The following is a 26344-nucleotide window of genomic DNA, read 5'->3' as shown; positions in this document are numbered from 1 at the left end:
CGTGGGTGGCCGTGAGGTGACGCGGAGGCGACCGTCCGATGGCGCGGCGCCACGCACCCTCCCGCCGGAGGCGACGACGTGCCTATCGTGTGCGCACCCTGCGACCACCGAGGTGGGCTGCCATGACCGACACGCTCGACGGGTCGTCCGGAACGCCATCGGCACCGGCGACGCTCGTACGCGACCAGTGCCTCGCCCCCGGACGGCCGCCCGTCGGTCGCGACGCCTCCGGCACCGACGACGGGTACGGCCGTCTCTTCCCGGAGCTGCCCGCCCTCGTCGACGGCCGGGGCTTCGTCGCGGATCACGGTCGGGCCGCCGTCGCGGGCGAGGACTCGCCCTTCGTCCTGGTCGACGACGACGAGGACGACGCCGAGGCGGCCGCGGGCTGGCCGTTCTTCGCCCAGCTCCTCGCGCACGAGCTCACCGCCGACCGGTCCCCCCTCGTCGCGACCGCCGACGTCGGGGGTCTCCGCAACGCGCGACGGGCGCGCCTCGACCTGGAGTCGCTGTACGGCGCCGACCCCGGTGGGAGCCCGTACCTGCGCCGGCGCGACGACCCGGCGCAGCTGCTCCTCCAGCCGTTGCAGGGTGGTGGCCACGACCTGCCCCGCAACCACGAGGGTGTCGCGATCATCGGCGACCCCCGCAACGACGTCCACCGACCCATCGCCCAGCTGACCGTCGCCCTCGCGCGCCTGCACAACCGCCTCGTCGACGACCTCCGCGCCGCCGGCACGCCGGAGGGGCGGCTCTTCGACGACGCCCGACGGGAGCTGACGTGGCTCGTGCAGTCGGTCGTCCTCGACGACTACCTCCCGACGACGGTCGGGGCGGACCTCACGTCGAGCGTGCGGGACGGCGACGTCCGCTGGTTCCGCCCCGACGGGCCGCCGGTCCTGCCCCTGGAGTTCGCCGACGCGGCCTTCCGCTACGGGCACAGCCAGGTCCGGGAGCGCTACCGGCTCACCTCCCGGTCGGAGGCGGTGTGCCTCTTCCCCGACCTCCTCGGCTTCCGGACGATGCCGGCGGAGCAGGCCGTGGAGTGGAGCATGCTGTTCGACCTGCCCGGGCACCCGCCGGCGCCCCAGCGGGCCAAGCGGATCGACGAGCGCCTCGTCCCCTCGCTCATCCGGCTTCCGGTCGAGGTGACGGGCGGGGTCGACGACGAGTCGCACCGTTCCCTCGCCATCCGCGACCTCGAGCGGGGCTTCGCCACCGGGCTCCCGTCCGGCGAGGCCGTCGCCCGCCGCATGGGGATCGAGCCGCTGGACGCCGGTGAGCTCGATCTCGAGCGTCTCGGCTGGGGGCACGAGACGCCGCTGTGGTTCTACGTGCTCAAGGAGTCGCAGGTCCGCGAGGGCGGCGACCGGCTGGGCCCGGTGGGCGGTCGGATCGTCGCCGAGGTCCTCGTCACCGTGATCGAGGCCGATCCGGACTCCGTGACCCGGGCGGGTCGTGGTCGGTCGTCGGCGCTACGCGGGCTCGACGGTGGACCGGTCCGGCTCGGCGCGCTCCTCGAGATCGTGGACCGACCGACCGGCTGACGGGAGGAGGTCGGCCACGAGGCCCCGGACGACGCCCTCGTCGACCGGCTCCCCGGAGACGAGACGGCGGTAGTACAGCAGCGCCGCCAGTCGCGTCGCCGTGTCGTCGGGGTCGGTGTCCGCCGCGAGGACGTCCGCGTCCACGGCCCGGCGGACGGCGTCGGCGAGCAGCTCGCGACGTTCCCGGGTGGCGGCCCTGTGCAGCCGCGCCAGCTCGGCGTCGCGCTCGGCGGCCTCGACGAGCCCGGGGAGGAGACGGCCCTGCGGCGTCGCGGGGTCGAGCGCGCGCGCGAGGGTGAGGAGGGTCGCGACGAGGTCCTCACGCGCGTCGCCCGTCGCCACGCGCGCGGGCGGGTCGAGGAGGGTCTGCACGGCGTCGAGGAGCAGCGGCGCCCGGGTCGCCCAGTTGCGGTAGATGGTGCTCCGCGCGACGCCGGACCGGGTCGCGACCTCGTCGATCGTCAGTCGCGCGAAGCCGTCCTCGAGGAGCAGGTCAGCGGTCGCCGCGAGGACGCGCGCCCGCGTGCGCTCGACACGCGGGTCGACGTCACGGGCGGCGGGTGTCGAGCGGGGCACTCGCCCACCCTACTCTGCAACACACTGTTGCGTTATGGGACAGTGTGTTGCACAGTGGTGGGCACCGCCTCGACGAAAGGGCAATGCCATGAGCACCGACATCCCCCCGACCACCATCACGACCACCGCCACCCACCTCACGTCGCTGACGTTCCTCCACGTCGAGCGGCAGGACGCCGACGCCGTCACGGCCGGGGTCGGCGCCACGGCGACCGCGCTCGCGACGCGCCCCGGCGCCCACGCGCTCGACGTCCTGCGCTCCCGCGACGACAGCCGTGTCCTCGTCTACGGCCAGTGGCGGGACGAGCGGTCGTGGCGGAGCGCCCACGAGTGGCTGGAGCACAGCGGGCACGACACGACGTACCGCTCCCGCACCACTGCACCCGGCGTTCCGCGCCTCCACGACGTCGTCCACACCGACGACCGCAGCGCCGGAGGCGTCAGCGTGATCTCCCCCGACTACCGGGGCGCGGTCTTCGTCAACGAGATCACGACCCGACCCGAGAGCCAGCAGCGGCTCGTCGAGCTCGTCGTCGCGAACAACGAGGAGCAGTCGCTCGGGACGCCCGGGTACCGGTCGGCGAACTTCCACCGCAGCCGCGACGGCGAGCGCGTCGTCAACTACTCCCTGTGGGACAGCGAGGACCACGCCGTCGACGCCATCTCGCGCATGGCCGACATGGACCGCAACCTCGAGGAGACCCTCGACCTCGCGAGTCCGGACTTCCGGTTCTACTCCCTCGTCCAGCACTGGCACGCCGTTCCCGACGCGGTCGCCGGCGACCCCTCGGCCGACCGGTACGCCGCCGCGGTGCGGCGGGTGAAGGACCGGCTGACACCCGAGGCGAGGCGCAGGATCGACGCCGTCTACCGCTTCGCGTTCACCGACGGCGGCGCCGCACTCCTGGACGCCCGCGCAGGAGGCCGCGGATGGGTCGAGGGCGACCCGGCGGACGACGCGGCGGACGACGCGGCGAGGACGGTCGCGGACTTCACCGTCGACCTCAGCCGCGACGACTTCGCGGCCCTGGTCCACGGGCAGCTCCACCCGATGGCGGGCATGGCGACGGGGCGGATGCGCCTGCACGGCAGCATGCGGCGCGCCATGCTCCTGGACCGGCTGCTGAAGTCCTGACCCGGCGCCTGCGGCGTCCCCCGGACCCGGCAGGGCCCGCCCGGGGGGCGCCGCACCCGCAGCAGTGCGACCCTGCGAGGGTGCCCCTGACGACCGACCTCGCCGAGGCCGCCCGGCAGCGCTTCCGTGCCCGGGTCTCCGGCGACCCGACGGGCGCGCCCTCGTGGGTGCGGGACATCGCCCTGGTCGGCGACGGTCCCGGCTGGTTCGAGCCGGACGGGGTCGTGTGGCGGGTCCACGGCGACCTCGCCACCCTCGTCGGCGGCGTGACGGCCCTGCTGGGGCAGGCCGCCCACCCGCTCGCGCTCGCCGGCGTGCAGCGGCACTCCGACTACCGCGACGACCCGTGGAAGCGGCTCGCCGGCACCGCCCGGTGGCTCGTCGTCAGCACCTTCGGCTCCGCCGAGCTGGCCGAGCGCGAGGCGGCCCGGGTGAGGGGCATGCACCGCAAGGTCCGCGGCAGTGCCGACGACGGCCGGCCCTACGCCGCTTCCGACCCCGACCTCCTGCGCTGGGTGCACCTCGCCTTCACCGACGCGTTCCTCGCCGCCCAGCGCGCCGTCGGCACGGACCTCCGCGACCGTTTCGGGCGCGAGTGGCCGGACACGTACGTCGCGGAGTGGGCCCGCAGCGCCGAGGTGCTCGGCGCCACCGACCTGCCGGCGAGCGTCGCGGAGCTCGACGACGCGCTCGCCGCCTACGGGCCGGTCCTCGAACCGGTCCCGGACGACCTGCGGGCGTTCCTGTCCGCCCCGCCCGGCCTGAGCCCGCCCGAGCAGCTGTTCTACGGCGGGCTCGCCGCCGCGGCCGGGCTGCTCGTGTCGCCGCGGCTCGCCGCGTGCGCGGGCGTGCCGGGCCGGGACCGCCGCGACCTCGTGGCCCGGGCCCGGCTCGGGGCCGCGGCCGGACAGCTGCGGGCGCTGACGCTCGCGCTCGGCACCCGCAGCCCGTCGGAGGAGTCGGCGCGCTGGCGGCTCGGGCTCGGCCCGGCGCCGGAGTGGGCCGAGCCCGCCGCCTGAGGACGTCGGCCGCACGTCGCGCCATCACGACCTGGGGCGCGCCTCCGCCAGCGCCTGCTCGAACCCGTCGAGCAGCAGCTCGAGGGCGAAGCCGAAGGCGCTCTCCTCGTGGGGGTGCTCGGCGTGCCAGCGGACGTGTGCGGCGAGGTCCGGCAGCCGGTCGAGGCCCGGCCGCTCGAGGAAGCGCCGGGCGGCGACGTCGAGCCCCTCCGCCGCGGCGGCCCCGCGCGCGAAGGCGACGGCCTGGAACGCGTGCCCGACGACGTGGTTCTGCACGGAGTGGAAGGCGAGCTCGAGCAGCGAGGGCGGGAAGCCGGCCTCGCGCAGCGTCCGCAGCACGGCGTCGAGGTGGCGGAGCCTCGCCGGCCCGGCCTCGACCGCCTGCCCCGCCCACAGGGAGGCGCACCACGGGTGGCGCAGCAGCGCCGCGTGGGTGTCGGTGGCCCGTGACCGCAGCGAGTCCCTCCACCCGAGCGCGGCGTCCGGCTCGGCCACCTCCTCGGCGACGAGGTCGGCGATGCCCGCGAGCAACGCCGCCTTGTTCGGCAGGTGGTGGTACAGCGACATCGCCTCGACGCCGAGCTCGGCGCCGAGCCGCCGCATCGACAGCGCGGGCAGGCCCTCGGCGTCCGCCACATCGAGGGCGACCGCGAGCACGCGTGCGCGGTCGAGGGCGGGGCGGGGCTTGACGGCCATGCCGGCCGACCTTACCTTACGTCGTAAGTCTTACGACGTAAGGATGGCCGCATGAAGGCAGTGGTGCAGGACCGGTACGGACCGGCGGAGGAGGTCCTCCGCCTCGCGGACGTCCCCGACCCCGTGGTCGGCCCCCACGACGTCGTCGTCCGGGTCCGCGCGACGTCGCTCAACGCCGCCGACTGGCACCTGTCCGAGGGCGTGCCGCTGTTCGTCCGGGCCGGTGAGGGTGTCCGGGCGCCGCGGCGACGCTGCCCCGGCTCGGACGTGGCGGGGGCGGTCGAGGCGGTCGGTGCGGCCGTGACCCGCGTGCGCCCCGGCGACGAGGTGGTGGCGTGGGCGGACGGCGGCGGGCTCGCCGAGCTCGTGGTCGCTCGCCAGGACGACGTCGTGCTCCGTCCCGGCACGCTCGACCCGGTCGAGGCGTCGGCGCTCCCCCTCGCAGGCACCACCGCGCTGCAGGCGGTGCGCCACGGCGGGCCGCTGCGCGCGGGCGACCGGGTGCTCGTCACCGGCGCCTCCGGCGGGGTGGGGGCGTTCGCCGTCCAGCTGGCCGTTGCCGCCGGCGCCCGAGTGACGGCGTCGTGCCGGACCGACAACGTCGCCCTCGCCCGGTCCCTGGGGGCCGAGCGGGTCCTCGACCGCACGACGGACCCGGTGCCGGACGGCGGGCCGTACGAGCGCATCGTCCACGTCGCGGGTCCGACATCGGTCCTCGCGATGCGTCGCGCCCTGTCCCCCGACGGACGCCTGGTCCTCGTGTCCGGGGACGGCGGACGCCTGCTCGGACCCCTCCCGGTCATGCTGAGTGCCGCCGCGGCGTCACTCGGCTCGTCGCGGCACCTCGGGTTCCTCGTCGCGAGGACGACCCGCGAGGACGTCGAGACGCTCGTCGACGAGGCGGCGACGGGCTCCCTTCGGGTCGTCGTCGACCGGACCTACGACCTCTCCGAGGCCGCCGCCGCGCTCGCCCACGTGAGGAGCGGGCGGGCCCGGGGCAAGGTCGTCGTCACCGTCTGACGGCGACGGCCTCGAGGGCGTCGAGGTCGGCGAGCGTGCGCTCGACCACGGCGGGCGGTGCGGAGCCCGCGGTCGCGGCCGTGCGCGCGCACGCGAGGAGCTCCGCGGGCCCGAGCCCCAGGTGCCGGAGCGCGACGAGGTGCTCCTCGCGGAGCGTCGTACCGAACATCGGCGGGTCGTCGCTGTTGATCGTGACGGCCACGCCGGCGTCGAGCATCCGGCGCAGCGGGTGCTCCTCGTAGGAGGCGACGACGCGCGTGCGCAGGTTGCTCGTGGGGCAGACCTCGACGACCACGCCGCGCTCCGCGACCTCGGCCATGAGGGCGGCGTCCTGCGCGACGGCGATCCCGTGCCCGAGCCGTTCGGCGCCGAGGTGGTCGAGCGCGGCGCGGACCGACTCCGGGCCGGTCACCTCCCCCGCGTGCGGGAGCGAGCGCAGCCCGGCCGCACGGGCGCGGGCGAACGCCGCCGCGAAAGGCGCCCGGTCGACCTCGGGGCCGCCGAGGCCGAACCCGACGACGCTCGGCGGCGGGGTACCGCCACCGAGACCGAGGACGAGGTCGAGGGTCCGCTCGGCGGCGTCCGGTCCGAGGTGGCCGGGCAGGTCCGTCACCCACCGCACGACGGGGCCGCCCTCGGCCTCGACGGCGAGCCGACCGGCCTCCAGACCCGCGAAGACCGCCTCGACGGGGACGCCGCGGTCGGCGTGGAGGACCGGCGTCCACGTCACCTCGGCGTAGCGGACGACCTGGTCGGCGAGCAGGCCGAGGGCGGAGCGCGCGAGGAGCTCGAAGTCCTCCTCCTCGCGCAGCGCCTGCACCACGGCGAGGTAGGTCCGGATGAAGTGGTCGAAGTCGCGGAACTCGTAGAGGTCGCGGATGCCGTCGAGGTCGCCCGGCAGGGTGTGGAGCCCGTGGCGGTGCCGCAGCGCGAGGAGGGTCTCGGGGGGCATCGAGCCCTCGAGGTGGACGTGGAGCTCGTGCTTGGGCAGCGCGTCGACGAGCTCCTCGTCCGTCATCGTCACGGGCGGAGCGTAGGCCTGCGTCGGCCGGGACCAATGTCCCGTCCCGCCAGGCCGGGACGGCGCGAGGCTGGAGCCATGACCGAGATGACACGGCTGCAGGGACGGGTGGCGCTCGTGACGGGCGCGGCGAGCGGTATCGGGCGGGCCACGGCGCTGCGCCTGGCGGCGGAGGGCGCGGCGGTCGTCGTCACCGACATCACCGACGACGCCGGCGAGAAGGTGGCGCAGGAGATCCGCGACGCCGGTGGTACCGCGACGTACGTCCACCACGACGTCGCGAGCGAGGCGGACTGGGAGAGCGCGGTCGAGACCGCCCGCCGCGAGCACGGCCGGCTCGACGTGCTCGTCAACAACGCGGGCATGGGTGACCTCGCGACGATCGAGGAGACGTCGTTGGCGGACTGGGAGCGGACCGTCACGATCGACCAGACGGGCGTCTTCCTCGGCATGCGGACGGCCGCGGAGCTGCTCAAGGAGTCCGGCCACGGGTCCGTCGTCAACATCAGCTCGATCTTCGGCACGAGCGGCGGGTTCGGCTCCTCCCCCGCCTACCACGCGGCCAAGGGCGCAGTCCGGACGCTCACGAAGAACACGGCCCTGCACTGGGCGGGACAGGTGCGGGTCAACTCCGTGCACCCGGGCTTCATCGACACGCCGATCCTCGACCAGGCGAAGGGCACCCCGTTCGAGCAGGCGATGATCGACCTCACCCCGATGGCGCGGCTCGGTCAGCCGGACGAGGTCGCCGCGTCCGTCGCGTTCCTCGCCGGTGACGACGCCTCCTTCGTCACCGGCCTCGAGCTGTACGTCGACGGCGGCTACATCGCCCGCTGACACCTCGACCCGCCGAGGCGTCGACCCCCCGAGCGGCCACAGCGCAGGAACGGTGCCGCGAACCGGCTGGTCGCCGACCGGCCCGCCCGCCCGGGCCTGCGCTGTGGCCGCTGACGCGTCGGCCCGCGCACGACGTACGGAGGCCCGGGCGGCGGCTGCCGTCCCGGGCCCTCGAGGTCAGTCGACCGTCACCGCACGTCGAAGCGGTCGAGCATCATCACCTTGTCCCACGCGGTGACGAAGTCGCGGACGAACTGCTCCTTCGCGTCGTCGGCCGAGTACACCTCGGCGATCCCGCGGAGGATCGCGTTCGAGCCGAACACGAGGTCGGCCGCCGTCGCCGTGCGGACGACGTTCCCGTCGGCGTCGAGGGCCTCGTAGACGCCCTCGCTGTCGACCGAGGTCCGCCACTCGACCCCGAGGTCGAGCAGGGTCCGGAAGAAGTCCTGCGACAGGACGCCGACGTTCTCGGTGAAGACGCCGTGGGCGGTGCCGCCCGTGTTGGCGCCGAGCACGCGGAGCCCGCCGACGAGGACCGTCATCTCCTTGGCCGTGAGCTCGAGCATGTACGCGCGGTCGACGAGCAGCTTCTCGGGCTCGACCTTCGTGCCCTCCGCGATCCAGCTGCGGAAGCCGTCGGCACGCGGCTGCAGCCACCGCATGCCGTCGACGTCGGTCGCCTCCTGGGTGGCGTCGGTGCGGCCCGGCGTGAACGGGACGCTGATGTCGACGCCCGCGTCACGGGCCGCCTTCTCCACCGCCGCGCAGCCGCCGAGGACGATCGTGTCGGCGAGGGAGACCGGTGCGTCGAAGGCCTGCCGCACCTCGTCGAGTCGCGCGACGACCTCCTGCGTACCGGCGTTCACCGGCCACGAGGCCTGCGGCTCCAGCCGGATGCGCGCGCCGTTCGCCCCGCCGCGCTTGTCGGTGGTGCGGAAGGACGCCGCCGAGGACCACGCGGTGTGGACGAGCTGCGACACCGTCAGGCCGGAGTCGAGGATCTGCTGCTTGAGCCGGGCCGCGTCGGCCTCGGAGATCAGCTCGTGGTCGACGGCGGGGACCGGGTCCTGCCACAGCAGCTCCTCGGACGGCACGTCCGGGCCGAGGTAGCGGCTGCGCGGCCCCATGTCGCGGTGCAGGAGCTTGAACCACGCCCGCGCGTAGGCGTCAGCGAAGTACTCCGGGTCGTTGTAGAACCGCTCGGAGATCGCGCGGAGCTCCGGGTCGACGACGAGCGCCATGTCGGTGACGGCCATCATCGGGGGGTTCTTCTTCCCCTCGATGTGCGCGTCCGGCACGAGCTCCTGCGCCTCGGGGTTCGTGGGCCGGAACTGCTTGGCCCCGGCGGGCGACTCCGTCAGCTCCCAGTCGTAGGAGAACAGCATCTCGAAGTAGGTGTTGTCCCACTTCGTGGGAGTGGGGGTCCACGCGCCCTCGAGACCGCTCGTGATCGTGTCCGCGCCCTTGCCGGTGCCGAACTGGCTCTTCCAGCCGATCCCGCCGGCGTGGACGGGGCAGCCGTTGGGCTCCGGGCCGACCAGCTCCGGGTCGCCGGCGCCGTGGGTCTTGCCGAAGGTGTGGCCGCCGGCGACGAGGGCGACGGTCTCCTCGGTGTTCATGCCCATGCGGCTGAACGTCACCTTGATGTCGTGCGCCGAGGCCAGCGGGTCGGGGTTGCCCTGCGGGCCCTCGGGGTTGACGTAGATGAGACCCATCGTCACCGCGGCCAGGTCGCCCGCGTCGAGGTCGAGGGGGGTGTCCGGTCCGGCGTAGCGCTCGTCACCGAGGAACGTGTCCTCCGGGCCCCAGAAGACCTCGTCGGGCTGCCACACGTCCTCGCGGCCGAAGCCGAAGCCGAACGTCGGCAGGCCCATGTCGTCGTGGGCGACGTTGCCGGCGAGCACGAGCAGGTCGGCCCACGAGATCGCCCGGCCGTACTTCTGCTTGATCGGCAGCAGGAGCCGGCGGGCCTTGTCGAGGTTGGCGTTGTCCGGCCAGCTGTTGAGCGGGGCGAAGCGCTGCCCGCCCTGCCCGCCCCCGCCGCGGCCGTCGGCGCTGCGGTAGGTGCCGGCCGCGTGCCAGCTCATGCGGATGAAGAGCGGGCCGTAGTGGCCCCAGTCCGCGGGCCACCAGTCCTGCGAGGTGCGCATGACCTCGCGGAGGTCGGCCTTGAGCGCGTCGACGTCGAGCGTGGCGAAGGCGGCCTTGTAGTCGAAGTCCTCGCCGAGCGGGTCGGAGTCGCGCGAGGTGCGGGTGAGCGGGGAGAGGTCGACCTGGTTGGGCCACCAGTCCTGCTCGGTGCGGGGGCGGTTCGTCACCTGCACCGTCGGGGACTTGATCGCCGGGTTCTCGCTCTCGCTCGTGCTCGCCGTCGTGGGCGCGGCCTGCGGGTCGGCCGAGGTGTCGTACGGCTTCGGGCTGTCGACGGGGCGGTCGGTGGGCGGCGTGGTCAACGTCGGTCCTCTCGATCAGGTGGGTGGAACGGACGTGGTGCGTCGGGTGGTGCGTCAGGTGGTGCACGTGGGGCACGTGCCCCAGAACACGACCTCGGCCTCGTCGATCACGAAGCCCCGGTCGTCGGACGCGGTGAGGCACGGTGCGTGCCCGACCGTGCAGTCGACGTCCGCGACGGCGCCGCAGCCGCGGCACACGACGTGGTGGTGGTTGTCGCCGGTGCGTGCCTCGTAGCGGGCGACGGAGCCCGCGGGCTCGATGCGGCGGACGAGCCCCGCTTCGGTGAGGGCCCGCAGCACGTCGTAAACCGCCTGGTGCGACACGGCACCGAGGGACTCGCGGGCGGCTCGCAGCACCGTGTCGGTGTCGGCGTGCGGGTGGGCGTGAACGGCCTCGAGCACCGCGAGCCGTGGACGTGTGACGCGCAGCGCCGAGCCGCGCAGCGCGCGGGTCAGCTCCTCGCTCGTGGGCACGGACTCACCCTGGTACGAAGACTTGAACGAGTCAAGACACGGGCGACCGGGGCTCCGGTGCGTCACGATCGTGGGCGTGGCGATCGTGACCGTCTATCTGCCGGATGCGCTGGTGGCCGAAGTGCGCCGGCGTGGCCTACCCGCGCGGATGAGGTCCGCGCCACCCCGCGATCACGGACGATGTCGACATGACCGCCGTGATGGCCGCGATTCGCCGCGAGCCGGCTGACTCGACCCTGCCCACCGTCGATCGTGACGGAGCGACTACGCGTCGAGCAGGACCATGCCCGCCCTCGACGCCGCGCGTCGGTCGAAGGTGACGGTCGCGCTACAGCCAGCGGCTCGGCCGGCCTCTGCGATGAGAGCGTCGGAGAAGTCCGCGCCGGCTCCAGCGAGCCGCAGTCCGCGGCGTACGACGTCGGCACCCTCCACCTCGAGCTCGACCGACGTGAGGAAGCGGTCGATGATGTCGAGGACGTCGTCCTGGCTGACGCCGTAGCTGCGCGTCAGCACCCAGTAGGTTTCGAGGACCGTGACGAGCGAGACGAAGCCAGGCGCCTGCTCGCTGAGGCCGTTCATGAATACGTCGGCGGCTGCGGCCTGATGCGGGTCGTCCTGAGCGAGGTAGCGAACGAGGACGTTCGTGTCGATCCCGACCGTCACGCCTCCCCCGCCATCCCGTCCGCGACCGCCCGGTCCATCTCGGCGAGGGACACCGCCCGCACCGGCGTCGGCACGGCGCCCCGCAGGGACCTCACGCTCCCCGCGACGGACACGAGCTCGTAGGTCCCCTCGGACGTCGGCACGAACTCCACTCTCGACCCCGCCCGCAGGCCGAGAGCCGCCCGCACGCTCGCCGGGATGGTGATCTGGCCCTTGCTCGTCACTGTCGCCGCGACCACAGACACCTCCTTACCCGATAGTAAGGCACACAGCGGCGACCCACTGCGTCACTCCCCCGCCGGCGCCGGCTCCGTGTGCCAGATCCGGTCGATGTAGTCGCGCATCGAGCGGTCGGAGGAGAAGAACCCGCACCGGGCGACGTTGAGGATCGCCGCGCGCGCCCACGCGTCCGGGTCGCGGTACGCCGCGTCGACGCGCGACTGGGCGTCCACGTAGCTGCGGTAGTCGGCGAGCGCCATGAACCGGTCCTCGTACAGGAGGTTCGACACCAGCGGCTCGAACGCCGTGCGGTCGCCACCGGCGAACGCCCCGGACGACAGCAGGTCGATGGCCCGCTTGAGGTCGTCGTCCTCCTCGTAGCACCGGCTCGGCACGTAGTGCTCGGCGAGCGTCGCCACCTCGGGCTCGAGCATGCCGAAGAGGAAGAAGTTGTCGTCGCCGACGAGCTCGCGGATCTCGACGTTCGCCCCGTCGTCCGTGCCGATCGTGAGCGCACCGTTGAGGGCGAGCTTCATGTTGCCCGTGCCGGAGGCCTCCTTGCCGGCGAGCGAGATCTGCTCGGACAGGTCGGCGGCGGGGATGAGGCTCTCCGCGAGGGTGACGTTGTAGTTGGAGGGGAACACCACGGACAGCACGCCCTTGACCGCGGGGTCGTCGTTGACGACGGCGGAGACGCAGTTGATGGCGTGGATCGTCTCCTTCGCCATCCGGTAGCCCGGGGCCGCCTTCGCGCCGAAGACGACCGTGCGCGGCACGACGGAGGCGGGGTCGACGCGCCCGGACACGATCTGCTCGTAGACGGACACGACGTGGAGGAGCTTGAGCGACTGCCGCTTGTACTCGTGGAGCCGCTTCACCATGACGTCGAGCATGCTGTCGACGGGCAGCTCGTAACCGTCCCGACGGCGCAGAAGGTCCGCGAGGCGCTCCTTGTTGCTCCGCTTGACCGCGCGGAAGCGGGCACGGAACTCCGCGTCGTCGGCGAGGGGCTCGAGGCCCTGCAGCTGGTCGAGGTCGGTGATCCACCCGTCGCCGATCGCCTCGGTGACGAGGTCGGACAGGCGGGGGTTCGCCTGCTTGAGGAACCGGCGCGGCGTGACGCCGTTCGTCACGTTCGTGAACCGCTCCGGCCACATCTCGGAGAAGTCCGGCAGGACCTTGTCGCGCAGGAGCTCGGAGTGCAGCGCCGCGACGCCGTTGACCTTCGTGGCGGCGACCGTCGCGAGGTGCGCCATCCGCACGCCGCGCTCCGGGTAGTCGGAGATGATCGACATGCGGCGCACCCGGAGTTCGTCCCCCGGGAAGCGCTCACGGACCTCGGCGAGGAACTCCGCGTTGATCCGCTCGATGATCTCCAGGTGGCGGGGCAGGAGCCGGCCGATGAGGTCGACCGGCCACACCTCCAGCGCCTCCGGCAAGAGCGTGTGGCACGTGTAGGCGAAGCACTTCTGCGTGACGGCCCACGCGTCGTCCCACGACAGCTTCCTGACGTCGACGAGCAGCCGCATCATCTCCGGGACGGCGATCACCGGGTGGGTGTCGTTGAGCTGGAAGACGATCCGCTCGTGGAGCCGGGTCATGTCGAAGTCCCGCGGCAGGACCTCGAACATGTAGTCGGCGAGCGAGCACGCGACGAAGAAGTACTGCTGCTGCAGCCGGAGCTCCTTGCCCTGGGGGGTGGAGTCCTCCGGGTACAGCACCTTCGTGATGTTCTCGGCGAAGGTCCGGGCGCGGACCGCGTCGGCGTAGTCACCGGAGTTGAAGATCTCGAGGTCGAACTCCTTGGTGGCCCGGGCGCTCCACAGCCGCAGCGTGTTGACCCGGCCGTTGCGGTAGCCGGGGACCATGTAGTTGTAGGGCACCCCCACCACGTGCCAGCCGGACACCCAGCGGCAGCGCTCCTGCCCGTCGTCGTCGACGTAGGTCTCGGTGTACCCGGCGAAGTCGACCTGCTGCGCGGACTCCGGGTGCGGGAACTCCCACGGACTGCCGAGGGTGAGCCACGTGTCGGGCTGCTCGACCTGGCGGCCGTCGACGAACGTCTGCCGGAAGATGCCGTACTCGTAGCGGATGCCGTAGCCGATGCACGGCACGTTCATCGTCGCGAGGGAGTCGACGAAGCACGCCGCGAGGCGGCCCAGGCCGCCGTTGCCGAGCCCGGGCTCGAGCTCCGCGTCGCGGAGGGTGTCGAGGTCGAGACCGCACGCGGCGAGCCCCTCCCGGACGACGTCGAGCAGGTCGGTCGCGAGCAGGGCGTTGTCGAGCTGCCGCCCGAGGAGGTACTCCGCGGACAGGTAGCCGACCGCCTTGACCGGGGAGCGGCGCTGCGTGGCGATGGCCTCCAGCCACCGCGCCATGAGGTGGTGGCGGACGGTGCGGGCGAGCGCCAGGGCCTGGTCGTTGACCGAGGACCGGGCCAGGGACACCCCCTGCCCGACGTTGAGCTCGCGCAGGAACGCCTCGACGAACGCGTCGACGGTGTGCGGGGGCGTCGACACGGGCGCGAGCGCCCGCTCGTGGGTCGGGACGGTGCGCGGTCCCTTGACGGGGTCGAGGACGTAGTCGGTGTCGGCCACGACGCGGATGGTAGGGCCGTCGGGTTTCGGGCGGGTGTCGGCACCGGTCCGTGGTCCTCCCGCGCGAGCGCTGGCAGCATGACGGTCGTGACCGCGGGGCGTGTCGGGCTCGCGGAGTCGCTGGCCGCGCTCCGCGCGGTCGACGAGCGCACCGACGCCGCCTTCACTGCGGGCCTGCGGCCCGAGGTCGACCGCTTCGCGGCGCTGTTCGACCGGCTGTGGGACGCCGATGCGACCTTCCGGGAGAGGTGGCGGCCGCGCCCGACGCGGCTGGCGCAGCTGCTGAGCGGGCGCTACCTCGACGCCCGTCTCACCGACGTCGCGGCCGAGGCCGGGGTGCGCATCGACCGGCAGGTGAGCGAGCACGGCGGCGGCCTCGACCTCGTCGGCACGACCCGGTACAAGTCGGCGAAGGGCGGGCGGTCCCTCAAGCTGCGCGGGGCGTTCGAGCCGGACAGCGCGGCACGCGCCCGCGCGTGCGTCGGCACCCGTGATGCGCGCTACCGCGGCGGCGAGGGCACCTACAGCATCGCCGAGCTCATCGTGTCGCCCGCCGGCGAGCTCCTCATGCTCGAACGCGACGTCACCGGCGGGGCGCGGCACCTGTGGGCGTACTACGTCGACGGGATCGCGAGCCTGCGCCGGCCCGAGGACCAGCGCGTCGTGAGCCCCGACATCATGGACGCCCGCATGCTCCGGGACCCCGCGACCGGGGAGTGGGTGCACCGCACGGGCCGGATCCGGGTCCACTGCACGTGGCTGCGGACCGGGTGCACCGCCGCGTGGCGGCAGCAGGCCGCGTGGCTCGACGGCGACCCTGGCACCGGGGTCGTCGTGGTGCCGGCCGCACGACCCACGGGCACCTGAACTCTTGACATGCGTTCTCGCATGTAGAGTTGCGCCTGTGCCACGGACCCTGCAGGTGCGAGACGTCGACGACGAGACCTATGCAGGCCTGCGTCGGCACGCGGCAGCGGCGGGTGTGACGGTTCCGGAGCTCCTTCGCCGCGAGATGAGGCGCCTGGCCAGCCGGCCCCCGGTCGAGGAGTGGCTGGAGCGGACGCGCCACCACCCCAGCGACATCGACCGCGACGCCGTCCTCGCCTCGCTCGACGAGCTCCGGGGCTCGTGGCCAGATGCTGGTCGTTGACGCGGGCCCGCTGTTCGAGGTGGTCGCCGACACGGCACACGCCGAACCCACTCGTCGGATCATGGCGGCTCACGACGACCTGGCTGCTCCGCATCTCGTCGACGCGGAGGTCCTGGCCGTGATCCAGACGCAGCACCGCCGTGGCCTCCTCGACGGCAGCGCGGCCGCCCGTGCCGTCGCGGACCTGCGGTCGTGGCCCGCGCAGCGCTGGCCCCACGGTCCGCTGCTCCAGCGGGCGTGGGAGCTCCGCACGAACGTCCGCGGATACGACGCGATGTACGTCGCCCTCGCCGAGCGGCTGGACGCGGCGCTGCTCACTGCCGACGCGCGCCTCGCTCACGCGGCTGGTCCCCGCTGCGAGGTGGTCCTCGTCGGCGCCGGGTAGCACGGGCGACGAGCACGTCAGGGGTATCACGGGTCACTCGCACGCCTCCTGAGGTCCGCCACACCGGAGGAGTGAGGGCGGATGAGGCGGACGAGCGGCGCACGGGGCCGGGGAGCACACGACGTCGCGCTGCGCCTCGCCGGTCTGTCGGTGGTGGGCCTCGCCCTCGCGGCCTGCGGGGCGGCCGGCACGACCGCCGACGCCGGGGGCGACGTGTCCGTCACCACGAGCACCACGGGACCCGACACCTCCGGGCCCACCGAAACCGCCGTCTCGAGTCCGTCCTCGACCACCGTCGACGACGACGAGGAGATCGAGACCAAGGCGCAGACCGAGACCGAGACCGAGGACGAGACAGAGGACGAGACAGAGGACGAGGGCGAGGGCGGTGGCGGCGTGCTCGCCTGGCTGCCGTTCGGGCCGTCGACGCCGGACTCCCCGTCGCCCGTCATGCGGCTGTACGCCACGCTCGACAGCAGCTGCGCCGACGCCGTCGACCGTGTCGACAGCGAGGGCCTGACGGGCGCCCAGGCGGAGTTCTGGCGGTCCGCCGCGCTGCTGTGCGCGGGTGCGCGCGCGGGCGACGAGGCCGCGTGGACCGCCGGCCTGGCGGCGTGGGACGCCGGCGGCGCCACGTACGCCCCCGACGGGTGCCTCGAGGAGGCGGTGCGCGACGTCACGGCCGCGCTGGCCGCCGCCGGAGCCGCGCCGCCCGAGCTCGGGCCGGCCGGACCCGGTGTCGCGTGCCCGCCGAGCGACCTCGTCCTCGACCCCGCCTCGGGCCCGCCCGGCACCGAGGTCCGCATCGGCTGGGGCACGGCGGCGTGGCTCGCGACGACCATGACGGTCCGCTTCGGCGACGTCGAGGCGACGTGGACCTTCGACGAAGGTCCGAGCCACGCGTCGTACCTCGCACCGGAGGGTCCGACCGGGGACGTGCCTGTGACCCTCGACCTCGGCGGGCACGGCGTGGTCGACGCGGGCACGTTCACCTACATCGACGAGGGCGGCGGGTGAGGCGGCGCGCCCGCCGTGGGGCGTCGGACCCCGCACGGGACACCGCCCCCGCGCAGCCGCCGACACCGCCGGCGCCGGCACACGAGCCGGCGCCGGCCGTCACCCTCGGCGGGCTGCTGCGGGGCGTCGCGCTCGTCGGCCCACCGGTGACGGTGGCGACCGCGCTGCTGTTCTACTTCGGCTGGGCGACCACCCACGCCCAGGCCGCCGCGATGGGTCTCGACGAGTCGATCTTCGGCATGGGCACCACCGACTACGTCCTGCGCAGCCTCGATGCGCTGTTCGTCCCCGTCCTCGTCGGCTCCGCCGCCCTCATCGCGTGGTCGGCGTTCCGCGCCCGCGTCGTGCACGACGTCGAGAGCGGGGCCGCGGGCGCGCGGCGCACGCCCCCGGCCGCACGCGTCGCGCTCCACCTGTGGTGGGTGTGGGCCGCCCTCACCGTCGCGCTCGCGGTCTGGTGGCCACCCGGGCGGGACCTCGTCGTGCCGCTCGGCCTCGCCGTGCTCGTCCTCCTCCTGCACCACCGCAGCGTGGTGCGGCACCGCCTCGACGCCACGTCGCGCGACTCGCATGGCCCGCGACGCGTGCTGCCGTCGGGACGTTCGACCCTCGTCGGGGTCCTCGTCACGGCGCTGCTGTTCTGGGAGGTCGCCGAGTACGCCGAGGTCGTCGGCAGGGGCCGGGCCGACGCGGTCGTGGCCGCCGTCGGCACCCGCTCGGGGGTCGTCGTGTTCAGCGAGCGCGACCTGCAGCTCGCACCGCCGGTCCGCACCGACGAGGTCGGCGACGAGACGTCCCGTTACCGGTTCCGCTACGAGGGGCTCCGCCTGCTGCAGCGCACGGGCGACACGTGGTTCCTCGTGCCCGACGACTGGCAGCCCGGCACCCGTCCCCTCGTCGCCCTCCGGGACGACGCGGGCATGCGCCTGGAGTTCCAGGGTCCGCCCCGCTGACGGTGGACGACCGATCCAGCCTCAAGGGAGTGAGTCACCGGACGCAGGTCACGCTCACCGACGGTCAGTACGAGCGGCTGCTGTCGGAGTCGTCCCGCACCGGACTCGGGCTCGCCGGGCGAGAACCACGTCGAGAGCCTGCCCCGCGGCACGGTGCGGCGGCTCACCGACTCGTGACCGTCCGCCCGAGCGGTCGCCCTGTTCACTGACCTCGTCGCCTACGTGTTCACGAAGCGGTCGGCGCCGTACTGACGGCGCCGACCGAACTCGTCAGGACGAGAACCGCGCCGCCGCCTCGTCCGCGTCGGACTCCGACACCGGGAAGCCCGGCATCCGCGTGAGGCGCGTGAGCGGGATGGCGCGGAACATCTCCCCGTTGACCGGGTGGTCGATCATCCGCCCGAACTCCGTGCCGCCGAGGGCGCCTCGCAGCCAGTCACCGGCCTGCGGGTGCTCGAGCCACTGGGAGGTCGCCGACATGCCGGACAGCGGCGGCACGACGGTCTGGCCCTCGAGCTCGACGGTGACCGCGGCCCGGATGTCGCGGGACGAGGCCCCGACGCGGACCTCGAAGGCGCCGCCCTCGACGACCCACCGGTGGGCGGGCACGTGCCAGAACGCGAAGGCGCGGGCGTCGAGGGTGAGGGTCACCGTCGTGCTCTCCCCCGCCTCGAGCGCGACCCGGGCGAACGCCTTGAGCTCCTGCTCGGGCCGGTAGACGCTCGCCTCCGGGTCCCGGACGTACACCTGGACGGTCTCGGTGCCGGCCCGGGACCCGGTGTTCGTGACGGTGACGCGGACACCGACGCGCGGGTCCTCGCCGTCCTTCGCGACGGAGACGTCGACGTCGGAGTACTCGAAGGCCGTGTACGTGAGGCCGTGCCCGAAGGGGTACGCGACCGGCAGGTCGTGCGCGTCGTACCAGCGGTAGCCGATGAGCAGCCCCTCGCCGTAGCGCACGTGCTCGTGCTCGCCGGGGAAGTTGCCGACGGTGGGGTTGTCACCGAGGCGGACCGGGACGGTCTCGGTGAGCCGGCCCGACGGGGCCGCGACGCCCAGGAGGAGGTCGGCGGTCGCGGCGCCACCGGCCTGCCCGAGCAGCCAGCCCTCGAGCACGGCCTTCGCCTGGTGCTGCCACGGCTCGAGCGTGACGACCGACCCGTTCGACAGCACGACGACGACCTGGTCGTTGGCGGCGGCGACGGCCTCGAGGAGCTCGAGCTGCTGCGGCGGCAGGTCCATGTGCGCGCGGTCGTAGCCCTCGGACTCGTAGACGGCCGGCAGGCCGAGGAACACGACGACGACGTCGGCGCCGGTCGCGGCCTCGACGGCCTCGGCGACGAGCGCGGGGTCGGCGGGACCGGCCTCCGTGTGGACCTTCTCGACGGTGTAGCCGGGGGCGAAGCGGACGTCGCGCCGGCCGTCGAGCCCGGCGCGCAGCGCGTCGAGGGCCGTGTCGAGCTGCGTGGGCTTGACCTGCGAGGAGCCGGCGCCCTGGTAGCGCGGGGTGCGGGCGAGCTCGCCGACGACGGCGACGGCGCCACCGGAGGCCGGGTCGAGGGGGAGGATGCCCCCGTCGTTCTTCAGCAGGACGGCGCTGGCGGTCGCCGCCTCCCGCGCGAGGGCGTGGTGCGCCTCGACGTCGAAGGTCTGCCCCGACCCGAGGGCGGGCTGGGCGCGGTCGACGAGGCGGAGGACGCGCTCGACGGCGCGGTCGACGTCGGCCTGCGACAGCGTGCCGGCCTCGACGGCGGCCACGACCTTCGCCGCGCTCGCACCGGAGGTCGCCGGCATCTCGAGGTCGAGACCGGCGGCGACCGCGGCGGGCCGGTCGTCCACCGCACCCCAGTCGGAGACGACGAGACCGGTGTAGCCCCACTCGTCGCGCAGCACCTCGGTGAGCAGCCACGGGTCCTGCGAGGCGTAGACGCCGTTGATGCGGTTGTACGAGCACATGACCGTCCACGGCTGCTCGCCGGTGACGACCCGCTCGAAGGCGGGCAGGTAGATCTCGCGGAGCGTGCGCTCGTCGATGTCGGCGGAGACCGTCATGCGGTCGGTCTCCTGGTTGTTCGCCGCGTAGTGCTTGAGCGATGTGCCGACGCCCTGGCTCTGGATGCCGCGGACGAGGGCGGCGCCCAGCTCGCCGGCGAGGAAGGGGTCCTCGGAGAAGTACTCGAAGTTCCGGCCGCACAGCGGCGAGCGCTTCATGTTGACGCCGGGGCCGAGGAGCACGGCGACCTCCGCGGCGCGGCACTCCAGGCCGAGCGCCTCACCGACGCGGACGAGCAGGTCGACGTCCCACGTCGACGACAGGCCGACGGCGGGCGGGAAGCACGTGGCGGGGACGCTGTCCTCGATGCCGAGGTGGTCGCCGCCCTCCTGCTGCTTGCGCAGCCCGTGCGGGCCGTCGGTGACCATGACCGACGGGATGCCGAGCCGCTCGACCGGCTGGGTGCGCCAGAAGTCGGACCCGTCGAGGAGCGAGGCCTTCTCCTCGAGCGTGAGGTCGGCGAGGAGGGCGGGGATGTCGAGCATGGGGCGGGTCCTCTCGGTTGCTGGATCGTCATCGACTCGACGGCTACTGTAGAGCAAAACTGACCACGTGGTAAAAGTTGGAGGGGGCGAAGATGACGGGGTACGCGAAGGGCCGCGCGACGAAGGGCGAGATCCTCGACCGAGCGCTCGAGGCGTTCGCCGCCGCCGGCTTCCGCGGCATGTCCTTGCGGGAGCTCGCGAGCCGCTGCGGCATCACCCACGCCGGGCTCCTCTACCACTTCCCCACCAAGGACGCCCTGCTCATGGCCGCCCTCACGCACCGCGACGAGGCCGACGCCGGGCTGCTGCGCACGAGCGGGACCGGCGTCGAGCAGCTGGCCGGGCTCGTCGACGTCGTGCGGCACAACGAGTCCCGCCGGGGCGTCGTCGAGCTGTACGCGGTGCTGTCGGCCGAGGCGACGTCGCCCGCGCACCCCGCCCACGCGTACTTCGTCGCCCGCTACGAGCGGACGGTCGCTCACGCCGTCGACGCGTTCGCGGCGGCTGCGCGCGAGGGGGCGCTCGCACCGGGGGTCGACCCGGCGGTCGCCGGGCGCCAGCTGATCGCCCTCATGGACGGCCTGCAGATCCAGTGGCTCCTCACCGGCGCCCCGATGGTGGGCGCGGTGCGCGCGCACGTGCAGGCCCAGCTCACCCGACCCTTGCCATGACCCGGCACCGGGAGGACCCTCGCTGACACGGCGACGGAGGACCCGATGACGACCACGGAGACCGATCCAGCAGCGACCACGACGCCCCTGCGCGCGCCCGAGCTCGTCCCCTCGACGCGTGCACCCGCGCCGGCCGAGACGGAGGAACCGTTCTCGGCGCGCACGGAGGCCGAGGTGTGCCGCCGGGTGACGGGCGACCGCCACCACGGGCTCTGAGGCGGCGGTCGCGGGTCACGTGCACGACGAGGGGGTCACCTACGAGGGGCTGCGACTCGGCAGCAGCCGCGCCTTCGCCGACGTGCTGCGCGACGATGGTCCCGTCATGCGCCGCGTGGCGGCGCTGTACGTCGGCCCCGGCGAGGTCGACACGCTCGTGCGGCACACGTGGTCGGTCGCGCTTCCGGGGCTCGACATGTTCACGTGGCACACGAGCCTGCGGGCGTGGCTGACCGGGATCCTCGTCACCCAGGGCCGCGCGCGGGCGGGTCGCGACAACACGTGCGGGATCGACGACGCACCCGCACCCCGCGACCGACCCGCCCCGGGTCCGGTCCCGTGGGCGACGCTGCCGTGGTCGGCCCACTGGGGCGACGACGGCTGGGTCGTGGTCCGGCGGACCCTCGTCGCCCAGCCGCTCGCGGTCCGCGAGGTGCTGTGGCTGCATGACGTCGAGGGCTGGCCGTGGCGCGACGTGCTCGACGCGCTCGGGCTCACCGAGGAGGACGGCTCCCGGCTGCTGGACGACGGGCGCTCTGCGCTCGCGACCGCGGTCGCCCGCCACCTCGGCGCCGACGGCTCCGACGGGTCGCGCCGCGAGCGCCTCGAGGCGGTGGCGGCGCTGCTGCGGTGGCTGCGCTCCGACACCGCGGACCCGCCGGCCCCGGATCCGGCCCTCGGCCGCACGTTCGCCGCGTGGCGCCGTCGTCGCGCGGTTCCGGTGTGGCGGCGCTGGCGCTGGGAGCACGGGAGGGTGCGCGACGGCGCGCGGGTCACGGCTGCAGGACGGTGACTCCCCCGGCGACCACGACGACGCCGAGCACGGCCGCGGACGCGGTGGCGATCGCCACCGCGAGCAGCGCAGGTCCGGCGCCCGGCAGGTGCTCGCCCGTCGCGAGAGCCCGGTCGACGGCCCGCGCGCGACGGTTCGCGCCCGACCACAACGCGAGGCACGCGACGACGCCGGCCGTGCCGACGGCGAGCGCCCACGCCCCGAGCAGCGGCGCGAGCAGCCGGGTCGAGGCGACGGCGCCCACGAGCAGGGTGAGGGTGGTGCGCCGCCACGCGAGCCGGGTCCGCTCCGGCTGCAGGCCGGGGTCGAAGAGCGCGCCCGTCACCGCAGGAGCAGCCCGAGCAGCACGAGGACGCTGACGAGCGAGGTGCCCACGGCGAGCGGGAGCCGCACGTGGGAGCTCGGCAGCGGGGTCCCCAGCCGCATGGCCCGCTCCGCCCGCCCCCAGTCCCACCACGACAGCAGCGGCAGGACCGCCCCGAGGACGAGCAGCAGCGTCGCGGCGACGACCCGCAGCGTCGGCTCCAGCGGCAGCGCGAGCGCCTTGAGTGCGACGCCGGCGGCGATGAGCGCGAGCGACGTCCGGCTCCACGCGAGGAACGTCCGCTCGTTCGCCAGGGAGAACCGCGGGTCGGGTTCCGTACCCAGGTCGTACACCCAGCGCGGGAAGCGGCTCACCGGTCCTGTCTAGCAGGAGGGTGTCCGCGCGGCGGGGTGACGACGCCCACCTCCGCCCCGAGACTGGCGCTCGTGTCCACGTCCGCCCGGCCCGACCTCCCGATCGCCCCGCCCGAGGTCGCCCGCGCGCTGCGCGCCACCTACGTCGCCTTCGTCGGGTCGGGGGTCGCCTTCGCCAGCTGGGCCTCGCGCATCCCGCAGGTCCGGGACCGACTGGAGCTGAGCGCGTCGGAGCTCGGGCTCGTGCTCCTCGCGATCGCCGTCGGGTCGCTCATCGCGCTCCCCCTGTCCGGTCCCGTCGTGGCGCGCGTCGGCTCGGCGGCGACGGTCGTCGCGATGTCGCTGCTGTTCTCGGTCGGGCTGTGGGTCGTCGCGCTCGGGGTGCTCGCCGGGGTGTGGCCCGTGGTGGCCGGGCTCTTCCTCGTCGGCCTCGGGACGGGCGCGTGGGACGTCGCAATGAACGTGCAGGGCGCCATGGTCGAGCAGCGGCGCGGGCGGTCCACCATGCCGCGACTGCACGCGGGCTTCAGCGTCGGCACGGTCGCCGGGGCGCTGACGGGCGCGGGCGTCGTCGCCCTGGACGTCCCCGTGCCGGTGCACCTCGCGGTCGTCGCGACGCTCGTCGCCGTGGTCGTCCCGCTCAGCACGCGCGGCTTCCTGGTGGACCGGGGCGCGGTCGACGAGACGGACCCCTCGCACGCGGCCCTGCACGACGCCGACCCCGACCACCATCCGCGCCGCGGCGCCTTCGCCGCGTGGAAGGAGCCGCGCACCCTGCTCGTCGGCGTCGTCGCCCTGGCCTTCGCCTTCGCCGAGGGCACGGGCAACGACTGGATCGCCGTCGCCGCCATCGACGGCTACGGCCGCAGCGCGGTCGTCGGCACCCTCCTCTTCGCCGGCTTCCTCACCGCCATGACCCTCGGCCGGTGGTTCGGCCCCGACGTCATCGACCGCTTCGGCCGGGTCCCCGTCGTCCGCGCCGTCGCCGTCCTCGCGGTGGTGGGGTCGCTGCTGTTCGTCGTCGCCCCGACCACGTGGGTGGCGGTGGTCGCGGTGCTGCTGTGGGGTCTCGGCACGTCCCTCGGCTTCCCCGTGAGCATGAGCGCCGCCTCCGACGACCCCGAGCACGCCGCGGGTCGCGTGAGCGTGGTTGCGTCGATCGGCTACTGCGCGTTCCTCGCGGGCCCGCCGCTCATCGGTGTGCTGGGCGACTCGGTCGGCGTGCTGCGGGCCATCACGACCGTGTCCGTCCTCCTGGGGGTCGCCGCCCTGCTCGCGACGGCGCTGCGCCCGGAGGTCGACCCCACCCCTGGGCCCCGGACCAAGGTCCGGTGACTGCCTGCACGGTGGCGGGGCAGGATCAGCACGAGGTCGCGGTCCGCGGCCGCCGGAGCGCCGACGGAGGTAGCTGCCATGTCCGAAGCCGTGAACGACCCCGGGACTGCAGCCGCGGCGGCGGCGGCGGGAGTCCGTATCCAGTCATGGGACGAGCAGGTGGTGCCGGGCCGCTTCGACGGGCGCACCGTCGTCGTCACGGGCGCCGGGTCCGGGATCGGTCGGGCGACCACGTCGCGGATCGCCCGGGAGGGCGGACGGGTCGTCGCGGCCGACGTCTCGGCGTCACGGCTGGACGAGCTCGCCGCCTCCGGGGACGCGCCGGGTGTCGTCACCGTCGCGGGCGACGTCCGTGAGGAGGCGGACATCGCCCGCATCGTCGCCGCCGCGGACGGGCGCGTCGACGGCCTCGCCAACGTCGCCGGGGTCATGGACAACATGGAGGCCCTGCACGAGGTCCCCGACGACGTGTGGGAACGGGTGCTGTCGATCAATCTCGACGGGGTCTTCCGGCTCACCCGGGCGGTGCTCCCGCTCATGCTGTCCGCCGGTTCCGGAGCGGTCGTCAACGTGACGTCGGAGGCAGGCCTCCGCGGCTCCGCGGCCGGGCTCGCCTACACGGCGTCGAAGCACGCCGTCATCGGGCTCACCCGCAACGCCTCGGTGACCTACGCGCCGCTCGGCATCCGGGTCAACGCGGTCGCGCCCGGTCCCGTCGTCACGAACATCTCCGAGACGATGCACATGGGCGCCGGGATGGGACCGCCCCGGTTCGGGTCGTTCATGGGCGCGCTCCCGCCGGCGGCGCTCGCGACCCAGCTGGCCGCGAGCATCACGTGGCTGCTGTCGGACGACGCGACGAACGTGTCGGGCGCGGTGCTGCCGTCGGACCTGGGGTGGTCGGTGCAGTAGCCGGCTCGAACCGCCGCAGCTCCTGCGTGCGTCGGACCAGCGCGCGCATGGCGGCGAGGTCAGGCAGGTCGACGCCCAGGGCGCGGGCCTGGACGAGGACGTTGCCCAGGGCGGTGGCCTCGACGGGGCCGCCGAGGACCGGCACGCCGCACGCGTCGGCGGTCGCCTGGCACAGCAGGGTGTTGCGTGCTCCCCCGCCGACGACGTGGATCACCTCGACGTCGCGCCCGGTGAGCCGGCGGATGTCGTCGACGGCGCGCCGGTGTCCCTCGGCGAGGCCGTCGACGATGCAGCGGACGACCTGGGCCGGCGTCTCGGGCTCGGGGGTGCCGGTCTCGCGGCACAGGGCGGCGATGCGGGCGGGCATGTCGCCGGGTGGCAGGAGGGAGGGGTGGTCGACGTCGACAGGCCACCGGCCAGCCGGCTCGGCGGCGGCCGCGGCCAGGAGCTGGGTGAGGTCGTGCTCCTCACCGCGGTCGGCCCACGTCCGCAGGCTCTCCCTCAGCAGCCACAGGCCCATGACGTTGCGCAGGTAGCGGACGGTGCCGTCGACGCCGGCCTCGTTGGTGAGGTTGGCGGCGCGGCTGTCCTCGGTGAGGACCGGCTGCTCGAGCTCGACGCCGACGAGGGACCACGTGCCGCACGAGACGTACGCGAAGGAGTCGCGGTCGGCGGGGACGCCGACGACGGCGGAGGCGGTGTCGTGGGAGCCGACGGCGACGACCGGGACGGGGCCGCCGTGGGGATCGGTGAGCCCGGTCTCCGCGAGAACGTCGCCGTACAGCACACCGAGGACCTCCCCGGGGTGCCGCAGGGGCGGCAGCAGGCCGGGGTCGATGCCGAGCCGGCCGGCGAGGTCGCTGTCCCACGCACGCGTGGTGGCGTCGAGCAGCTGGGTGGTGGACGCGTTCGTCACCTCGGCGCCGATCGCGCCGGTCAGCCAGTACGTCAGCAGGTCGGGGACGAGGAGCATCCGCTCCGCCGCCTGCAGCCGGGAACCGGACCGCTCGGCGACGAGCTGGTTGACGGTGTTGAAGGGCAGATCCTGGATGCCGGTGCGGTTGTACAGCTCCGCGGCCCCGACCGTGGCGGCGACCTTCTGCGAGATGCCGTCGGTCCGGGCGTCGCGGTAGTGCACGGGCAGGCCGACAAGCGAGCCGTCGGGGCCGAGCAGGCCGTAGTCGACGGCCCACGTGTCGATCCCGATCCCGTCCAGCGGTTCCCCGTCGAGGTGGCCGGCCGTCTCCTTGAGCCCGTCCAGAACCCCGGCGTACAGGGCGAGGACGTCCCAGTGCAGGGTCCCGCCGACCCGCACCGGCCGGTTGGCGAAACGGTGGACCTCGATGAGATCGAGGTGGTCCTCCGAGACCGTCGCGAGCATGACGCGGCCGCTGCCCGCCCCGATGTCGACGGCCGCGACCCTCCTCGTGGTCATCAGC

The 26344-nt window shown here is 74.1% G+C and carries 27 protein-coding genes; 15 read left to right on the top strand and 12 right to left on the bottom strand.

Translation table 11 applies throughout. From position 1 onward, the window contains the following. The first annotated feature begins 122 nt into the window (after positions 1-122). The gene (locus WAB14_RS00725) at positions 123-1547 is read left to right on the top strand and encodes a peroxidase family protein (protein ID WP_340266423.1); all 1425 of its coding nucleotides are present in this window, start codon (positions 123-125) and stop codon (positions 1545-1547) included. Here WAB14_RS00725 and WAB14_RS00720 read toward each other — a convergent pair. After that, positions 1476-2123: a TetR/AcrR family transcriptional regulator gene (locus WAB14_RS00720; protein WP_340266421.1), complete on the bottom strand. Its 648-nt coding sequence runs from the start codon at positions 2121-2123 to the stop codon at positions 1476-1478. The genes WAB14_RS00725 and WAB14_RS00720 overlap by 72 nt on opposite strands. Before the next feature lie 88 nt (positions 2124-2211). On the opposite strand from WAB14_RS00720, the gene WAB14_RS00715 reads away from it, so the two are divergent. Continuing rightward, positions 2212-3258, top strand: a complete 1047-nt coding sequence (locus WAB14_RS00715; RefSeq protein ID WP_340266419.1) for an antibiotic biosynthesis monooxygenase — start codon at positions 2212-2214, stop codon at positions 3256-3258. 80 nt (positions 3259-3338) lie between these two features. Further along, positions 3339-4277, top strand: coding sequence for an oxygenase MpaB family protein (locus tag WAB14_RS00710; protein WP_340266417.1), 939 nt, complete (start codon positions 3339-3341; stop codon positions 4275-4277). A 24-nt stretch (positions 4278-4301) separates the two neighbouring features. Here the strand turns inward: WAB14_RS00710 and WAB14_RS00705 are convergent, their stop codons facing one another. Beyond that, a complete protein-coding gene (locus tag WAB14_RS00705; RefSeq protein WP_340266415.1) occupies positions 4302-4973 on the bottom strand; it encodes a TetR/AcrR family transcriptional regulator C-terminal domain-containing protein in 672 nt (223 codons plus the stop codon). 51 nt (positions 4974-5024) lie between these two features. Between WAB14_RS00705 and WAB14_RS00700 the strand changes: the two genes are divergently transcribed. Next, positions 5025-5993 carry an NAD(P)-dependent alcohol dehydrogenase gene (locus WAB14_RS00700; protein ID WP_340266413.1) on the top strand — a complete coding sequence of 323 codons (969 nt, stop codon included), beginning with the start codon at positions 5025-5027 and terminating at the stop codon, positions 5991-5993. Here WAB14_RS00700 and add read toward each other — a convergent pair. Further along, positions 5983-7011 carry an adenosine deaminase gene (gene add / locus WAB14_RS00695; protein ID WP_340267377.1) on the bottom strand — a complete coding sequence of 343 codons (1029 nt, stop codon included), beginning with the start codon at positions 7009-7011 and terminating at the stop codon, positions 5983-5985. The two genes, WAB14_RS00700 and add, sit on opposite strands and share 11 nt — an antisense overlap. An 81-nt stretch (positions 7012-7092) precedes the next feature. Between add and WAB14_RS00690 the strand changes: the two genes are divergently transcribed. Then, entirely contained in the window at positions 7093-7851 is a 759-nt protein-coding gene (locus tag WAB14_RS00690) for an SDR family NAD(P)-dependent oxidoreductase (RefSeq protein ID WP_340266411.1), read from the top strand. A 188-nt stretch (positions 7852-8039) separates the two neighbouring features. Here WAB14_RS00690 and katG read toward each other — a convergent pair whose 3' ends face one another. From katG to WAB14_RS00665, 5 genes are all read right to left on the bottom strand, one after another. After that, entirely contained in the window at positions 8040-10304 is a 2265-nt protein-coding gene (gene katG / locus WAB14_RS00685) for a catalase/peroxidase HPI (protein ID WP_377002176.1), read from the bottom strand. 54 nt (positions 10305-10358) lie between these two features. Next, the gene (locus WAB14_RS00680; protein WP_340266409.1) at positions 10359-10778 is read right to left on the bottom strand and encodes a Fur family transcriptional regulator; all 420 of its coding nucleotides are present in this window, start codon (positions 10776-10778) and stop codon (positions 10359-10361) included. Positions 10779-11042: 264 nt separating this feature from the next. Beyond that, the gene (locus WAB14_RS00675) at positions 11043-11441 is read right to left on the bottom strand and encodes a PIN domain-containing protein (RefSeq protein ID WP_340266407.1); all 399 of its coding nucleotides are present in this window, start codon (positions 11439-11441) and stop codon (positions 11043-11045) included. Then, a complete protein-coding gene (locus tag WAB14_RS00670) occupies positions 11438-11680 on the bottom strand; it encodes an AbrB/MazE/SpoVT family DNA-binding domain-containing protein (RefSeq protein WP_340266405.1) in 243 nt (80 codons plus the stop codon). Before WAB14_RS00670 ends, WAB14_RS00675 begins: the two co-directional genes overlap by 4 nt. A gap of 48 nt (positions 11681-11728) precedes the next feature. Beyond that, complete coding sequence (locus WAB14_RS00665; protein WP_340267373.1) at positions 11729-14179, bottom strand: glycogen/starch/alpha-glucan phosphorylase; 2451 nt, start codon at positions 14177-14179, stop codon at positions 11729-11731. Positions 14180-14344: 165 nt separating this feature from the next. On the opposite strand from WAB14_RS00665, the gene WAB14_RS00660 reads away from it, so the two are divergent. From WAB14_RS00660 to WAB14_RS00640, 5 genes are all read left to right on the top strand, one after another. Continuing rightward, positions 14345-15124: a hypothetical protein gene (locus tag WAB14_RS00660; protein ID WP_340266403.1), complete on the top strand. Its 780-nt coding sequence runs from the start codon at positions 14345-14347 to the stop codon at positions 15122-15124. Between the two features lie 37 nt (positions 15125-15161). Then, entirely contained in the window at positions 15162-15407 is a 246-nt protein-coding gene (locus WAB14_RS00655; protein WP_340266401.1) for a hypothetical protein, read from the top strand. Continuing rightward, positions 15394-15792: a type II toxin-antitoxin system VapC family toxin gene (locus WAB14_RS00650; RefSeq protein ID WP_340266399.1), complete on the top strand. Its 399-nt coding sequence runs from the start codon at positions 15394-15396 to the stop codon at positions 15790-15792. Before WAB14_RS00655 ends, WAB14_RS00650 begins: the two co-directional genes overlap by 14 nt. 81 nt (positions 15793-15873) lie before the next feature. Then, positions 15874-16809, top strand: a complete 936-nt coding sequence (locus tag WAB14_RS00645; RefSeq protein WP_340266397.1) for a hypothetical protein — start codon at positions 15874-15876, stop codon at positions 16807-16809. Next, positions 16806-17762, top strand: a complete 957-nt coding sequence (locus WAB14_RS00640) for a hypothetical protein (protein ID WP_340266395.1) — start codon at positions 16806-16808, stop codon at positions 17760-17762. The genes WAB14_RS00645 and WAB14_RS00640 overlap by 4 nt, the downstream gene beginning before the upstream one ends. A 270-nt stretch (positions 17763-18032) precedes the next feature. On the opposite strand, the gene WAB14_RS00635 is transcribed toward WAB14_RS00640, so the two are convergent. Then, on the bottom strand, positions 18033-20300 hold the full coding sequence (locus tag WAB14_RS00635) for a beta-glucosidase family protein (RefSeq protein ID WP_340266393.1): 2268 nt from the start codon (positions 20298-20300) through the stop codon (positions 18033-18035). Between the two features lie 92 nt (positions 20301-20392). Here WAB14_RS00635 and WAB14_RS00630 point away from each other — a divergent pair, with 92 nt between their 5' ends. Genes WAB14_RS00630 through WAB14_RS00620 form a run of 3 tightly spaced genes read left to right on the top strand, consistent with a single transcriptional unit; the run spans position 20393 to position 21980 of the window. Next, positions 20393-20971, top strand: coding sequence for a TetR/AcrR family transcriptional regulator (locus WAB14_RS00630; protein ID WP_340266391.1), 579 nt, complete (start codon positions 20393-20395; stop codon positions 20969-20971). A 45-nt stretch (positions 20972-21016) separates the two neighbouring features. Continuing rightward, positions 21017-21187 (top strand): hypothetical protein, encoded by a 171-nt coding sequence (locus WAB14_RS00625; protein ID WP_340266389.1) that lies wholly within the window; start codon positions 21017-21019, stop codon positions 21185-21187. A 19-nt stretch (positions 21188-21206) separates the two neighbouring features. Continuing rightward, positions 21207-21980 carry an RNA polymerase sigma factor gene (locus tag WAB14_RS00620; protein ID WP_340266387.1) on the top strand — a complete coding sequence of 258 codons (774 nt, stop codon included), beginning with the start codon at positions 21207-21209 and terminating at the stop codon, positions 21978-21980. Here WAB14_RS00620 and WAB14_RS00615 read toward each other — a convergent pair. Together WAB14_RS00615 and WAB14_RS00610 are read right to left on the bottom strand one after the other, a co-directional pair. Next, positions 21961-22305: a DUF202 domain-containing protein gene (locus WAB14_RS00615; protein WP_340266385.1), complete on the bottom strand. Its 345-nt coding sequence runs from the start codon at positions 22303-22305 to the stop codon at positions 21961-21963. The two genes, WAB14_RS00620 and WAB14_RS00615, sit on opposite strands and share 20 nt — an antisense overlap. Next, a complete protein-coding gene (locus WAB14_RS00610; protein WP_340266382.1) occupies positions 22302-22658 on the bottom strand; it encodes a YidH family protein in 357 nt (118 codons plus the stop codon). Before WAB14_RS00610 ends, WAB14_RS00615 begins: the two co-directional genes overlap by 4 nt. Positions 22659-22730: 72 nt before the next feature. Here WAB14_RS00610 and WAB14_RS00605 point away from each other — a divergent pair, with 72 nt between their 5' ends. Both WAB14_RS00605 and WAB14_RS00600 read left to right on the top strand, forming a co-directional pair. Beyond that, positions 22731-23993, top strand: coding sequence for an MFS transporter (locus WAB14_RS00605; protein WP_340266380.1), 1263 nt, complete (start codon positions 22731-22733; stop codon positions 23991-23993). A 78-nt stretch (positions 23994-24071) separates the two neighbouring features. Further along, positions 24072-24905, top strand: coding sequence for an SDR family NAD(P)-dependent oxidoreductase (locus WAB14_RS00600; protein WP_340266378.1), 834 nt, complete (start codon positions 24072-24074; stop codon positions 24903-24905). On the opposite strand, the gene WAB14_RS00595 is transcribed toward WAB14_RS00600, so the two are convergent. Further along, a complete protein-coding gene (locus WAB14_RS00595; protein ID WP_340266376.1) occupies positions 24826-26340 on the bottom strand; it encodes a rhamnulokinase in 1515 nt (504 codons plus the stop codon). The two genes, WAB14_RS00600 and WAB14_RS00595, sit on opposite strands and share 80 nt — an antisense overlap. Between the last annotated feature and the right edge of the window lie 4 nt (positions 26341-26344).

The sequence above is a fragment of the Aquipuribacter nitratireducens genome, from assembly GCF_037860835.1.
Lineage (GTDB): Bacteria > Actinomycetota > Actinomycetes > Actinomycetales > JBBAYJ01 > Aquipuribacter > Aquipuribacter nitratireducens.
This window is presented reverse-complemented; position numbering and strand designations above follow the sequence as displayed.

Bases quoted from the DNA above. Each gene is read 5' to 3' on its own strand.
- WAB14_RS00725 (WP_340266423.1), top strand. From the start codon at position 123: ATGACCGACACGCTCGACGGGTCGTCCGGAACGCCATCGGCACCGGCG.
- WAB14_RS00715 (WP_340266419.1), top strand. From the start codon at position 2,212: ATGAGCACCGACATCCCCCCGACCACCATCACGACCACCGCCACCCAC.
- WAB14_RS00705 (WP_340266415.1), bottom strand. From the start codon at position 4,973: ATGGCCGTCAAGCCCCGCCCCGCCCTCGACCGCGCACGCGTGCTCGCG.
- WAB14_RS00700 (WP_340266413.1), top strand. From the start codon at position 5,025: ATGAAGGCAGTGGTGCAGGACCGGTACGGACCGGCGGAGGAGGTCCTC.
- add (WP_340267377.1), bottom strand. From the start codon at position 7,011: ATGACGGACGAGGAGCTCGTCGACGCGCTGCCCAAGCACGAGCTCCAC.
- WAB14_RS00690 (WP_340266411.1), top strand. From the start codon at position 7,093: ATGACCGAGATGACACGGCTGCAGGGACGGGTGGCGCTCGTGACGGGC.
- WAB14_RS00650 (WP_340266399.1), top strand. From the start codon at position 15,394: ATGCTGGTCGTTGACGCGGGCCCGCTGTTCGAGGTGGTCGCCGACACG.
- WAB14_RS00645 (WP_340266397.1), top strand. From the start codon at position 15,874: ATGAGGCGGACGAGCGGCGCACGGGGCCGGGGAGCACACGACGTCGCG.
- WAB14_RS00635 (WP_340266393.1), bottom strand. From the start codon at position 20,300: ATGCTCGACATCCCCGCCCTCCTCGCCGACCTCACGCTCGAGGAGAAG.
- WAB14_RS00630 (WP_340266391.1), top strand. From the start codon at position 20,393: ATGACGGGGTACGCGAAGGGCCGCGCGACGAAGGGCGAGATCCTCGAC.
- WAB14_RS00625 (WP_340266389.1), top strand. From the start codon at position 21,017: ATGACGACCACGGAGACCGATCCAGCAGCGACCACGACGCCCCTGCGC.
- WAB14_RS00600 (WP_340266378.1), top strand. From the start codon at position 24,072: ATGTCCGAAGCCGTGAACGACCCCGGGACTGCAGCCGCGGCGGCGGCG.
- WAB14_RS00595 (WP_340266376.1), bottom strand. From the start codon at position 26,340: ATGACCACGAGGAGGGTCGCGGCCGTCGACATCGGGGCGGGCAGCGGC.